Source organism: Caballeronia mineralivorans PML1(12) (genome assembly GCF_001028175.1).
GTDB lineage: Bacteria > Pseudomonadota > Gammaproteobacteria > Burkholderiales > Burkholderiaceae > Caballeronia > Caballeronia mineralivorans.
Genome location: NZ_AEJF01000176.1, coordinates 42,881 through 55,879, shown reverse-complemented (window position 1 = coordinate 55,879; position 12,999 = coordinate 42,881). Strand labels below are relative to the sequence as shown.

The following is a 12,999-nucleotide window of genomic DNA, read 5'->3' as shown; positions in this document are numbered from 1 at the left end:
AGCTCCCCCGCTTTTAGAACCAACGTGTCACGAAAGGCTTACGTAAGCATAGCAAAGCCCAGCGTTTTCTGTCGATCGGCCGTTCCCTAAACCCTTAAAGCATCGCCTTCAACAGACGCGCCATTTCCGACGGGTTCTTCGTGACGGTGATACCGCACGCTTCCATGATTTCCAGCTTGGCATCGGCCGTGTCCGCACCGCCCGAAATCAGCGCGCCCGCGTGACCCATGCGCTTGCCGGCCGGAGCCGTGACGCCAGCGATGAAGCCAACCACCGGCTTCTTCATGTTGTCCTTGATCCAGTAAGCCGCATTCGCTTCGTCCGGGCCGCCGATCTCGCCGATCATGATCACGGCGTCCGTGTCGGGATCGTCGTTGAACATCTTCATGACGTCGATGTGCTTCAGACCGTTGATCGGATCGCCGCCAATACCCACTGCCGACGACTGGCCAAGGCCAATAGCCGTCAACTGGCCAACCGCTTCGTACGTGAGCGTGCCCGAACGCGACACCACGCCGATACGGCCCTTACGGTGAATATGACCCGGCATGATGCCGATCTTCAGTTCGTCCGGCGTGATCGTGCCCGGGCAGTTCGGTCCGAGCAGCAGCGTCTTGCGATTTTCGCGACGCATACGGTCCTTGATCTCGAGCATGTCACGCACGGGAATGCCTTCCGTGATGCAGATCGCGAGATCCAGATCGGCTTCGACCGCTTCCCAGATGGCAGCAGCGGCGCCCGCCGGCGGCACGTAGATCACCGAAACGGTTGCGCCCGTTTCAGCCTTCGCTTCCGCGACGCTGGCGTAGATTGGAATGCCTTCGAAATCTTCGCCGGCGCGCTTCGGGTTCACACCCGCAACGTACGCTTCACGGCCGTTCGCATACTCGCGGCAAGCGCGGGTGTGGAACTGACCGGTCTTGCCGGTAATACCCTGGGTGATGACCTTGGTGTCTTTGTTGATCAGAATCGACATAGTGTGACCTCTGTTCGTCGACGTCGCCCGTGCCTCGAATGCTCGTGGAGCACTCAGGCAAAAAGCGGCGCCTTTCGTATCTGGTGGAACGCTCGTAATCCGGTGTCTGGTTTGACAACAAACAAGCCTGGATTACTTGCCCTCGGCTGCCGCGACGACCTTCTGCGCAGCTTCTTCCATGCTGTCGGCCGCGATGATCGGCAAGCCCGAATCCGCCAGCATCTTCTTGCCGAGATCTTCGTTCGTGCCCTTCATGCGCACGACCAGAGGAACCTTCAGCGACACGGCCTTCGACGCTTCGATCACGCCTTCCGCGATCACGTCGCAGCGCATGATGCCGCCGAAAATGTTCACGAGGATTGCCTTGAGGCCCGGGTTCTTCAACATGATCTTGAAGGCTTCCGTGACCTTCTCGGTCGTAGCGCCACCGCCCACGTCGAGGAAGTTGGCCGGCTCGCCGCCGAACAGCTTGATCGTGTCCATGGTCGCCATTGCCAGACCGGCGCCGTTCACCAGGCAGCCGATGTTGCCATCGAGCGAGATGTAGGCCAGATCGAACTTCGATGCTTCCACTTCAGCCGGATCTTCTTCATCGATATCGCGATACGCGACGATGTCCGGGTGACGGAACAGCGCGTTGGCGTCGAAGTTGAACTTGGCGTCCAGTGCGATCACCTTGCCGTCGCCGGTGACGATCAGCGGGTTGATTTCGGCCAGCGATGCGTCCGTTTCCCAGAATGCCTTGTACAGGCCTTGCAGGATCGCGCGCGCTTGCGGGATCGAGCCTTCGGGAATGCCGATCTTGCGCGAGAGGTCGTCGGCGTCTTTGTCGAGCAGACCCGTCGACGGCTCGACGGCGAACTTGTGCAGCAGTTCCGGCGTCTTCTCCGCGACTTCTTCAATGTCCATGCCGCCTTCGCTCGACGCCATCACCACGACTTTTTGCGTGATGCGATCGAGCACGAGGCCGATGTACAGCTCCTTCTTGATGTCCGCGCCTTCTTCGATCAGCAGGCGGTTCACCTTTTGGCCTTCAGGGCCGGTCTGGTGCGTGACGAGTTGCATGCCGAGGATCTGGTTCGAATATTCGCGAACCTGTTCCAGCGTCTTTGCAACCTTCACGCCGCCGCCCTTACCACGGCCGCCAGCGTGAATCTGAGCCTTGACGACCCAAACCGGGCCGCCCAGCTCTTCCGCGGCCTTGACCGCATCGTCCACCGAGAACACGGGCTTGCCGCGCGGGACCGCGACGCCGAACTTCCGCAGGATTTCCTTTCCCTGGTACTCGTGAATCTTCATGCGTGATTCCTTCAGTCTGAGAGTTGGATTGAACTTCGATTACGTGGATTACTTGGATTACGTTGAGCGTTGCTTCCGGCGTCGACGATACGCGCCTTCGGAGTCATGCTGATTTCTGCTGATCTTGCTGCTTTTACCGCTCGTCTTGGTCGGCCAGTTCTGTGAACCTGCTCTTGCTAGATTTCGCTAGTTTTGCTGAGCCGGTTCAACTTCGCTCCCGGCCTTTTTCGGGTTGTCCTTATCCGCCATCCGGTCGGCCGCGCTTCGGGGCGCATGGCCGAACCAGCGCGGATAATATTGCCGCACGGCTTCACCGTCGAAACGCAATGCGTTGCAACGACCAAGCTGGAATGGGGGTTTGTTGCTGTCTGCTTCTTTGTCTGAGGAACTACCGGCTGGTTTGCCGGGTGCGCCACCTTTTTCGGTGTTCCACACTTCGCCGGCGAATGCCTGGATGGCGGCTGTGGGCAACACGGCGCAGAGTTCAGTGATGTGCGTGCAACCGGTCGTGCCGGCCAGTAGTCGGCTGGATTCACGACGGAAATTTTGCACCAGATTGAGGCCGATGAGCGCGCGATATGCCGGGTTCGATGCTGCACAAAGACTGGTGTACGGTGCCCACTCGGAAGCCGCTTCGGCGTCAACGATAGTGAACGAGCGGTCGATAGTGATGCGCAGCCAGAGTTCATGGATCGGCAGGCCTTGAGGCCGGACGCCCGTCGCGAGTTTGACGTCGCGCGGCTTTTCATCGGTTAGACAGGCTTCGATATCCCACAGGCCGTCGTCACGCTCAAACGCTTCCATTCGAATCGCGCGGCGATGGCGCAACTGTCGGGAAACGGGCGGAGAAAGCGGCATGTGCTGAGGAAGGCCGGAATGAGAAAACGCCGAAATTTTAGCATACTGGCCGTTTTCAGCCGGACCGAGTTGCGGCGGGGAAGCTTGAGGGAGAATGCGGCGGGTTGTGCGGGGGTTTGTTTCGCGTTGGTTGCAGGAGGTGGGGGATTCCGCTCAACGTGGGTGGGGTAGGTTTTTTGTTTGTGTTTTTTTGTTTGCTATTTGTAGGCGAACTGGGCTCTTGGCTATTCGTTATCCGCCCCGCCCGTATGAGCCAAATTTCCACCCTGACGTCTATTCGTCGATGAATTCGTCGTCGCCTGATTTCAGCACTTTCATAATCGTGCCACTGGTGAAACCCCGTGTGGCGAGAAAGCGGGCTTGCTTCGCGCGTTCGGCCGGGGTGGTTGGCGGTTCACCGTATTTTTTACTCCAGACTTCGCGGGCACGGTTGAGTTCGGTCTTGTTCAATTCAGCGCCTGCATCCTGAATCAGCGTTTCGTCGATACCGTTCCGCTTCAACTCATTGACGATCCGGCTTGTGCCGAGGCGAGTGCCGCGTCGATGAAGCACGCTCTCGACATATCGCTCATTCGATAACCACCCTTCACGCTCGAGCGCGTCGAGCAAGGTATCGAGAGAGTCGTTTTCGCCGAGATGCGGCGTCAGCTTGCGAGACAACTCAGCGCGACTGTGTTCGCGACGCGATAGATAACCCAGCGCACGGCCGCGTAACGATAGCTGCGGCCCCTTTCGCTTGGAATCGCCGGTTGCCGATGTCTTTGCACGTCCGTTGGATCCGCGTGAATAAACCGGTTCGGCGATTGGGTTTTCGCTGGCCACTTCCGCTACGGACGGTGCGCACTGTTCGAAGGGCTCGAATGGATCGGCTATGTCGATGCCGGCGTCTCCAACGATGCCCGGAGAGATAACTGCAGGTTTCGCTTGTGATTTTCTGGCAGCTTTTGCAGGCGCGGCCTGTGATTGAACAAGTGCCTGTTCCAGCACTGCCCGAGCGCGTTTTAAGCGTTCCTCGGCGTCGATCACCTCCAATCCAGCGGTCGAATCAAGCTGCGCCGATTCAATTCGTTGCTCGTCAATTTGCAGCACAACCGTAATATCAGCGCGTTCGGCGCTTTTCCCGTCAGCGGGTTTTGCCAATTTCGGCGAAACGCGACGGCTGGTATTTCGATCGGTGGATCGTTCGAAAACATCCTCACCATCAGCAGACTGAGGCGAAGATTTTCCACGCGAGGCCGGACTAGCCGCTTTGCGCCCAGTCAACCCGCCACGTCCAAATTTGCTGCGATCACTCGATCGCTCGTATTCAGCCGGGGCATCTGTCGATGCACGATCCGAAGACGACCGCGCCGACGCCCCGCCGCCTAACGATCCACGTTTCGGATACGCACGATCACTCGACCGTTCAAACACCGGTTCGCTATCCGGCTGCGTGGTTTCACCGGCAGCTTCCAAACTCGCGGCAATTGCCTCGGCCTTGCTGCTGCCAGACGACAAGCTTGAACCGCCCGGGCGCCCAAAGCTGCTTTTCCTGGCGAAGCTACTGGTACTGCCACTTCCGCTGCCAGCACTCTTGCCGCTGGAAAACCCACCGCCTTTAAACCCACCACCACCCTCGCTTTTCCCGCCCGAACCGCCACCGCTCTTCGCGAAGCTGTTCCCAAACGAACGACGCGCCAGCGCAGATCCCTCCGCACCGGCGCGTTCGCCTGCTGCTGCGCGGTATCGATCGCTGCTTCGTTCATAGCGATCAACGCCTTCCTCAGCGTCGAGACTTTCGTCGTCATCGCTGATGGACTTCGAGCCGTCCGGATCTTCCTTTAGGTCCTGCTCCATGTCACGACTTGCATCGCGACCGGCCTTCGATCCGAACCGGCTCTTGCGCATCATCTTTACCGCCTAACACTCATTCTTCTTCGTCCGCCACTTCGGCAACACCCGGAGCAACTGCGTCGGCCATTGCATTGACGCCCAGCGACTCGCGAATCTTGTTTTCGATCTCACGCGCCATTTCCGGATTCTCACGCAGGAATTCGCGTGCGTTGTCCTTACCCTGGCCAATCCGTTCGCCGTTGTAGCTGTACCAGGCGCCCGCCTTATCAACGAGCTTGGCCTGCACGCCCAAGTCGATGATTTCGCCCTGACGCGAGATACCTTCGCCGTAGAGAATGTCGAAGATGGCCTCGCGGAACGGCGGCGCAACCTTGTTCTTCACCACCTTCACGCGCGTTTCATTGCCGATCACTTCGTCGTTCTTCTTGATCGAACCAATGCGGCGAATGTCCAGGCGCACCGATGCGTAGAACTTCAGCGCATTACCACCCGTGGTGGTTTCCGGGTTGCCGAACATCACGCCAATCTTCATGCGGATCTGGTTAATGAAGATCACCAGGCAGTTCGTGCGCTTGATCGTGCCGGTCAGCTTGCGCAGCGCTTGCGACATCAAGCGTGCTTGCAAACCAGGCAACGAATCGCCCATTTCGCCTTCGATTTCTGCCTTCGGCACCAGCGCCGCGACCGAGTCGATCACGATCATGTCGATGGAACCCGAACGCACGAGCGCGTCCGCGATTTCCAGTGCCTGCTCGCCCGTGTCCGGCTGCGAGATCAGCAAGTCCGACGCATTCACGCCGAGCTTCTGTGCATAAGCGATGTCGAGCGCGTGTTCCGCGTCGATAAATGCCGCTGTGCCGCCGATCTTCTGCATTTCGGCAATCACTTGCAGCGTCAGCGTGGTCTTGCCCGACGATTCCGGACCGTAGATTTCCACTACGCGCCCACGCGGCAAGCCGCCTACGCCCAATGCAATATCCAGTCCGAGCGAACCGGTCGAGACCACTTGAATGTCTTCAATGGCTTCGCCAGCGCCGAGCCGCATGATCGACCCCTTGCCGAATTGCTTCTCGATCTGCGCGAGCGCGACGGCCAGCGCCTTGCTCTTCTCTGCAGACATCCCGCCCGGGCCTTTCTTGCTATCTTCCATGAATCGTCCTTTGCTATGATGAACGGCGTCTGGCGCATGCCCTTGGGACTTTTTTCCGGTTGGGCGCACTGCTGCAGACACTGTATAAAAAAACAGGTGTTTTTGCAAGTCCGATCGGTGCGCGTAGTTTCAGCGCCACGTTCGACCCATGCGAGCACACCACAACACCTGGAGACCGCCGCGCCGGGCGAATTGCGGTGCCGGCAATGCCTTTTGCGCACACTACGATGCGAATCCTCATTGCCGAAGACGACAGCATACTCGCGGACGGTCTCATTCGATCACTCCGCCAATCGGGCTATGCCGTGGATCATGTGCGGCACGGTGTGGACGCGGACAACGCGCTTTCGCTCCAGACTTTCGACCTTCTGATCCTCGATCTGGGCCTGCCGATGATGTCCGGCCTTGAAGTCCTGCGACGCCTCAGAGCCCGTAATTCCCAGATGCCCGTACTCATCCTGACAGCCGCCGACAGCGTCGACGAACGCGTCAAGGGACTCGACCTCGGCGCCGACGACTACATGGCCAAACCGTTCGCGCTGAACGAACTCGAAGCCCGCGTGCGCGCCCTCACCCGGCGTGGCGCCGGCGGTGGTCCGACGGTCGTCAAACACGGCGCGCTTTCATTCGATCAGGTCGGGCGCATTGCGTTTATCAACGAGCAGGTCATCGAGTTATCGGCGCGCGAACTCGGCGTGCTCGAAGTCTTGCTGCAACGGGTTGGCCGACTGGTGTCGAAGGAACAGCTCGTCAACCACCTTTGCGAGTGGGGCGAGGAAGTCAGCAACAACGCGATCGAAGTCTATGTCCATCGGCTAAGAAAAAAAATCGAGCCCGGCGGGGCGCGCATCATAACCGTTCGCGGGCTAGGCTATAGCCTTGAAAAAGCCGTTGCCGCGGTGGCCCCCTCTGTTCCGTCTGCCCCGGCGAACGCTGACGAGCCCGTCTCGCCCAGCCCGCAACATAAGTAACAGTAACCACGAGTAATTACGCCATGGGCTCGCCAGCGTCCCCCGAGCGCGCCGCACCGGTGTTGCGCGAGCTAACACACCCTTCGCCGGATTTACCCGAGGCCGACCCCGACGCGTCCCGCGACGCGCGTTACGCCAATCCGTTCGCACCGCCCGATGAACTCGAGCCCGACGGCGAGCCGGCGCCGCGCTCGCTGTTCGGCGAGATTCTGGATTGGATGCTCGCGCCGCTGCTGCTGTTGTGGCCAATGAGTATCGCGGTCACGTATCTCGTCGCCAAATCGATCGCCAACGGGCCGTTTGATCGCGCGCTCGAGACCGATGCCTATGTGCTCGCGCGGCAGATCCAGCCGGTGAACGGCGTCGCCGAATTGCGGCTGCCCAACGCTACGCGCGACTTTCTGCGCGCGGATAACGTCGATAGTGTGTTTTTCCAGGTGCTCGGCACGCGCGGGGAGTTGGTCGGTGGTGACGCCGATATGCCCTTGCCACACGACGATGACCGGCCGCAGCCCGGCATCGTCGAATTTCGTGATGACGTGCTGCGCGGCAACGATATTCGCGTTGCTTATACGACGGTGGAAGCGCCGTCGCTGCCGCATCCGGTGCTGGTTCAGGTGGCCGAGACGCTCGATAAACGTAGCCAGTTGGCCAACGACATCATCAAGGGCGTGATCCTGCCGCAGTTCGTGATTTTGCCGCTAGCGATCGTACTGGTCTGGTTCGGGTTGTCGCGTGGGCTCGCGCCGCTGCATGCGTTGCAATCGAATATCCGGGCCCGACGTCCCGACGATCTTTCGCCGCTCGAAGCGAGCCGCGCGCCGCCAGAGATCGCGCCGCTGGTGGCGTCGTTCAACGATCTGCTCAACCGGCTCGAGCAGAACATGCAGTTGCAGAAGCGCTTCATAGCCGACGCCGCGCATCAGATGAAAACGCCGCTCGCGGGCTTGAGGACGCAGGCGGAGCTGGCGTTGCGGCAGGATGTGTCGGCGGAAGTGCAGCGCTCGCTCGAACAGATCGCGACGAGCTCCGAGCACGCGGCGCGGCTGGTCACGCAACTGCTCGCGCTGGCTCGGGCGGAGAACCGGATGTCGGGCCAGATTTTCTCGCGCGTGGAGCTGACCGATCTCGCGCGGCTTGCCGTGCGCGACTGGGTGCAGGCCGCGCTGGCAAAGCAGATGGACATTGGTTACGAGGAGCCCGCGCATCCGGTTGAGGTCGAGGGCAACGCGGTGATGTTGCGCGAAATGCTGTCGAATCTCATCGATAACGCCATTCGCTATACCCCGCCCGGTGGCCGGATCACGGTTCGCGTTCGCGCCGACGAGTCCGACACGCGCCACGTCTTTCTCGAAGTGGAAGACACGGGATTAGGCATTCCAGCGGCTGAACGGACACGAGTGCTTGAGAGGTTCTATCGAATACTCGGACGCGAAGGCGATGGCAGCGGACTCGGTCTTGCCATTGTCAGGGAGATCGTGACGATGCACGGCGGCACGCTGGATATAGACGATCACGTGTACAACGAAGCGCCGCTGCAGGCCGGAACGCTCGTCAGAGTGGGCTTACAACGGGTTTATCCTGCCCGGGACAAACCCTGATCGAATTTTGCATAACGATCTCGCGAAATGAAATTTAGACCGATGTTGTGCGATGAACGAAGATCAAAGCCACACAATTAGAAGAAGTTGAAACAATATGGAGATAAGAAAGCGGCTCGCCGCCCCACTCCGACGCGTCAGAACGCCGTAAGTTTTCCCTCCAATAATCGATGCACGGCGCTGCTATCTGCGGACGCCATTCAAAGATCAATACAGGAGACGATTTCATGGCGACGGTCGAGGGGCGCATTTCCCACTCGCCGATGACGAGCGAAGAACGGCGCGTGATTTTCGCGTCATCGCTGGGCACGGTGTTCGAGTGGTACGACTTTTATCTGGCGGGCTCGCTTGCCATCTATATCAGCAGGACCTTCTTCTCCGGCGTCAATCCGACGGCCGCCTTCATCTTCACGTTGCTCGGTTTCGCGGCGGGTTTTGCCGTGCGGCCGTTCGGGGCGATCGTGTTCGGGCGTCTCGGCGATATGGTCGGTCGCAAGTACACCTTCCTTGTGACCATCGTGATCATGGGTCTGTCCACTTTCCTGGTCGGGCTGCTACCCGGATACGGCACGATCGGGATTGCCGCGCCAGTGCTTTTCATCGCGATGCGGCTGCTGCAAGGGCTCGCGCTCGGCGGTGAATACGGAGGTGCTGCGACGTACGTTGCGGAACATGCGCCCGCCAACAAGCGCGGCGCGTGGACGGCGTGGATCCAGACGACGGCTACGCTTGGGCTTTTCATCTCGCTGATCGTGATCCTGATCGTGCGGAGTTCTGTCGGCGAGGAGACGTTCGGTGCCTGGGGTTGGCGTGTGCCGTTCCTGGTGTCGATCGTGCTGCTTGGCGTCTCCGTGTGGATTCGGCTGAAACTGCACGAATCGCCGGTGTTCGAGCGCATCAAGGCGGAAGGCAAGACGTCGAAAGCGCCGCTGACCGAAGCGTTCGGCCAGTGGAAGAACCTGAAGATCGTGCTGCTCGCGCTGTTCGGGCTGACGGCGGGACAAGCCGTGGTGTGGTACACGGGCCAGTTCTATACGCTGTTTTTCCTGACGCAGACGCTCAAGGTTGATGGCACCAGCGCCAATATCATGGTGGCGGTGGCGCTGTTGATCGGGACGCCGTTCTTCCTGTTCTTCGGGTCGCTGTCGGACAAGATCGGGCGCAAGCCGATCATCATGGCGGGGTGCCTGATTGCCGCGCTGTCGTACTTTCCGCTCTTCCACGCGCTCGCTCACTACGCGAATCCGACGCTGGAAGCCGCGACCTTGAAGGCGCCGATCAGCGTGATCGCCAACCCGGACGAATGCTCGTTCCAGTTCAACCCGGTGGGAACAGCGAAGTTCACGAACTCCTGCGATATTGCCAAGAGCGCGTTGTCGAAGTCCGGCTTGAACTATGAGAACGTGGCTGCGCCGGCCGGGACGATCGCGCAGATCAAGGTGGGCGATACGGTGTTGGATACGTATGACGGTAAGGCCGCCGATGCGAAGGCCAAGGGCGCAGCGTTCGACAAGACGCTGGCCGGCACGCTGAAGTCGGCGGGTTATCCGGCGAAGGCTGATCCCGCGCTGATCAACTGGCCGATGGCTATCGTGATCCTGACCATCATGATGATCTTCGTGACGATGGTTTATGGGCCTATCGCCGCGATGCTTGTGGAGATGTTCCCGGCGCGGATCCGGTATACGTCGATGTCGCTGCCTTATCACATCGGGAATGGGTGGTTCGGTGGGTTCTTGCCGGCTACGGCGTTTGCTATCGTGGCCGCCAAGGGGAATATTTTCTCGGGGCTGTGGTATCCAATTGTGATCGCCTTGGTGACGTTCGTGATCGGGATGCTGTTTGTTAAGGAGACGAGAGGGTCGGCGGTTTATGACTCGGATTGAGGGGCTTGGGGGCGGTGATGGGTTGGTCGCCCCCTAGTCCACTTTGTCTCTAGGAATGAGCTGGGAAGGGGTTGACACGTTTCGCAACCCTCTTCATAATCTCGATCTCTTGGCGAATTAGCTCAGCCGGTTAGAGCGACGGAATCATAATCCGCAGGTCCGGGGTTCGAATCCCTGATTCGCCACCAAGTTGTAAAGAAAGCCGCTGTTCCGAAAGGATTAGCGGCTTTTTCATTTGGCTGCCCACCAGACAACACGATCGGAATATAGGTCCTGGCGGATACCGAATTTCCAGTGCGGAATCAGTGGCCCGCGACGTCCCTCTTCATAGATCCTCCATCTGCTAGGGCAGCGTCGTCGCCTCACCTAACTCGACAAAAGGGCCTCGTTCCCGAGCCCCCTGATCGTTACAAACCGATTAGCGGTCGCACCGCTTCTCTGACCGATTCCAACTCAGCTTCTGTCACCTTGTGCCCGCGAAACTCAGCATTTCTGGCCTCGATATCGACCGACCGAATCTGGTCAGCCTGAGCAACGCAAGGTTCGGGAAGCGTTGAGAGCGGAATCTCGGTCTGCCACTCGTGATTCGTCCTCGAGATCGTCACGCCGATGACCCGATGAATCACGCCGTTGACTGCTTTCGGGCTAATCACAAGAAACGGCCGCTTGCCGCTCTGCTCCGCTCCCATCGTTGGGGCTAACTGCACCCACCACACCTCACCTGCCTCTGGAATGCCATCGTCCATTTATCACCACACGTCATTGCGGGCGCGATCATCCGGGCCGCCCGCCTCTGAACCCATCGGCTCGTCATCCAGCAACGGATCGACCTGTCGCTCTCGCTTGCGCGCCGGGCCTTCCTCAAGAAAGCGCGCCATCGAGAACTTTTTCACGCCCGCTGGTTTAATCACAAGAGCGCCATCTTGTGCGCTCACCTCTACGTCCGTGTCTTCCTGCAGGCGCAGAGTTTCTGCGAGCCCCGCAGGAATTCTCACGGCGAGGCTGTTGCCCCACCGCTTCACTTGTTGAAGTGCCATACGTCGGCTCCTTATTGAGCGGCTTTCGTAACCGTTAGATATCAAAACAACTGCGGCGTCCAGTAGATACCGCGTAGACACACTATATCGCGTTTTCGCAGATGTATATACGGCGTGTCTACTTTGTCTCCATCGTGAAAAGTGAAGCGGTGCTAGCGGTCTTTGTGGCACAAGTCCGTTGCAGGCGTCGTTTGGCAAAATGGTCCGGCATCGATTGAATCGAGGCGGTGATCGGTCTGCAAATAACGTGCGATGGACGATAGCGATGGTTCGGATGCGCAGCGACTCGCGTGCTCGACCCTATGTTGACCGTCGGACAAAGAAAGGAATGTCGAACAGGAAATCCATCGCTGCCTGAAGCGCTACTTCCTTCGACAGAGTCTCGTTACTCTACTAAAGCTTGTAACGTCTAAGCACCCTATTTGGTTGTTCGATTATTTCGCGCCATAATTTCCTTCGACTGCGTAGAGTGGGCGCTCGCAACCACAGCTGCCACGGTCCGATTGAATACCCCGGCATGGGTGACGTTCATCCCATGCGACGCCCCTTCGATCGTCATTCGTCTCGCGCCATCAATCCACCCTTCCAGCGCCCCCACCGCATCCCGAAACATCCGCGGACTATTCCCACCATCGATTAGCAGCGTAGGGCATTGGACTCTCGCCGCGGCATGCGCATCGTAGGCCGGCAGCGGATCGCGAAACTGCAGCGCCAGCGTATTCGCGTTATCCATAGCCATGGCCTTGAACTCTTTCGGGCTCCGCGCCCAGAACCCCGGCCTGCTCACCGAATCGACAAACAACTCCAATCCCGCATCAACCTCCCCGTTGCCAATTAACTCCGCCGCCTTCGCCCGCAGCGCGTTAATCGGCGCGGGCAGCACCGTCCGCGCTCTCCCATCATCACCGCCCCTAGCCACCTCCCCACCCGGATCAGCAAGCACCAGCGACTTCACCAACTCGGGATATCTCACGGCCAAATGCAACGCAACACACCCGCCCCGCGAGTGCCCGACAACATGAACCGGCCCAACGCCCAGGCGCTCGATGAACTGCCCCATCTCGTCAACATGCGCGCCCCAACTAAACGGCCGGTGAACACCACCCACAATGCCGGCCAGCAGAACCCCCGAAGGCCAGTAATGCGAAAGACTTGGTGCAACGCATCGATACTGCTTTGCAAGTGGCCCTAACTGCGGCTTCCAATATCGAAAGTCACAAAGCGACCCATGCACGAACAGCATCACCTCCTGATGCTCATGCCCCGTCTGCACAAAGGGAACTTGCAAACCATCATCCAACGTGGCGATATCCGGCGCTGGCAAGCCAAAAAGTTGCGAGGGATCCACCCCGTCCAACAGCTTCATCCGATGCAACTCCAATCAACGA

At 59.3% G+C, this 12,999-nt stretch carries 11 protein-coding genes, 1 tRNA gene and 1 pseudogene; 5 read left to right on the top strand and 8 right to left on the bottom strand.

Features of this window, described 5'->3' with window-relative positions; translation table 11 throughout:
• Positions 1–94: 94 nt before the first annotated feature.
• From sucD to recA, 5 genes are all read right to left on the bottom strand, one after another.
• The gene (gene sucD / locus EOS_RS29995) at positions 95–976 is read right to left on the bottom strand and encodes a succinate--CoA ligase subunit alpha (protein WP_031359567.1); all 882 of its coding nucleotides are present in this window, start codon (positions 974–976) and stop codon (positions 95–97) included.
• 132 nt (positions 977–1,108) lie between these two features.
• Positions 1,109–2,290: an ADP-forming succinate--CoA ligase subunit beta gene (gene sucC, locus EOS_RS29990; RefSeq protein ID WP_326972956.1), complete on the bottom strand. Its 1,182-nt coding sequence runs from the start codon at positions 2,288–2,290 to the stop codon at positions 1,109–1,111.
• A 171-nt stretch (positions 2,291–2,461) separates the two neighbouring features.
• Positions 2,462–3,133 (bottom strand): DUF2889 domain-containing protein, encoded by a 672-nt coding sequence (locus EOS_RS29985; RefSeq protein WP_047895823.1) that lies wholly within the window; start codon positions 3,131–3,133, stop codon positions 2,462–2,464.
• A 273-nt stretch (positions 3,134–3,406) separates the two neighbouring features.
• A complete protein-coding gene (gene recX, locus EOS_RS45760; RefSeq protein ID WP_235443004.1) occupies positions 3,407–5,023 on the bottom strand; it encodes a recombination regulator RecX in 1,617 nt (538 codons plus the stop codon).
• Between the two features lie 16 nt (positions 5,024–5,039).
• Positions 5,040–6,116 carry a recombinase RecA gene (gene recA / locus EOS_RS29975; RefSeq protein ID WP_047895822.1) on the bottom strand — a complete coding sequence of 359 codons (1,077 nt, stop codon included), beginning with the start codon at positions 6,114–6,116 and terminating at the stop codon, positions 5,040–5,042.
• A 227-nt stretch (positions 6,117–6,343) separates the two neighbouring features.
• Between recA and EOS_RS29970 the strand changes: the two genes are divergently transcribed.
• The 4 genes from EOS_RS29970 (at position 6,344) to EOS_RS29955 (ending at position 10,762) form a co-directional block, all read left to right on the top strand.
• Positions 6,344–7,087, top strand: a complete 744-nt coding sequence (locus EOS_RS29970) for a response regulator (RefSeq protein ID WP_047895863.1) — start codon at positions 6,344–6,346, stop codon at positions 7,085–7,087.
• A gap of 23 nt (positions 7,088–7,110) precedes the next feature.
• Positions 7,111–8,688 (top strand): sensor histidine kinase, encoded by a 1,578-nt coding sequence (locus EOS_RS29965; protein WP_082163560.1) that lies wholly within the window; start codon positions 7,111–7,113, stop codon positions 8,686–8,688.
• A gap of 227 nt (positions 8,689–8,915) precedes the next feature.
• A complete protein-coding gene (locus EOS_RS29960; protein WP_047895821.1) occupies positions 8,916–10,574 on the top strand; it encodes an MFS transporter in 1,659 nt (552 codons plus the stop codon).
• A 111-nt stretch (positions 10,575–10,685) separates the two neighbouring features.
• Positions 10,686–10,762: transfer RNA gene (locus EOS_RS29955), tRNA-Met, on the top strand.
• A gap of 219 nt (positions 10,763–10,981) precedes the next feature.
• On the opposite strand, the gene EOS_RS29950 is transcribed toward EOS_RS29955, so the two are convergent.
• Both EOS_RS29950 and EOS_RS29945 read right to left on the bottom strand, forming a co-directional pair.
• A complete protein-coding gene (locus tag EOS_RS29950; protein WP_047895820.1) occupies positions 10,982–11,320 on the bottom strand; it encodes a type II toxin-antitoxin system PemK/MazF family toxin in 339 nt (112 codons plus the stop codon).
• 3 nt (positions 11,321–11,323) lie between these two features.
• On the bottom strand, positions 11,324–11,611 hold the full coding sequence (locus EOS_RS29945) for an AbrB/MazE/SpoVT family DNA-binding domain-containing protein (protein WP_047895819.1): 288 nt from the start codon (positions 11,609–11,611) through the stop codon (positions 11,324–11,326).
• 134 nt (positions 11,612–11,745) lie between these two features.
• On the opposite strand from EOS_RS29945, the pseudogene EOS_RS49550 reads away from it, so the two are divergent.
• A pseudogene (locus tag EOS_RS49550) lies at positions 11,746–12,061 on the top strand (transposase); the annotation flags it as partial.
• Here EOS_RS49550 and EOS_RS29940 read toward each other — a convergent pair.
• Positions 12,030–12,977, bottom strand: coding sequence for an alpha/beta fold hydrolase (locus EOS_RS29940; RefSeq protein ID WP_047895818.1), 948 nt, complete (start codon positions 12,975–12,977; stop codon positions 12,030–12,032). The pseudogene EOS_RS49550 and the gene EOS_RS29940 overlap by 32 nt on opposite strands.
• Positions 12,978–12,999 lie beyond the last annotated feature (22 nt).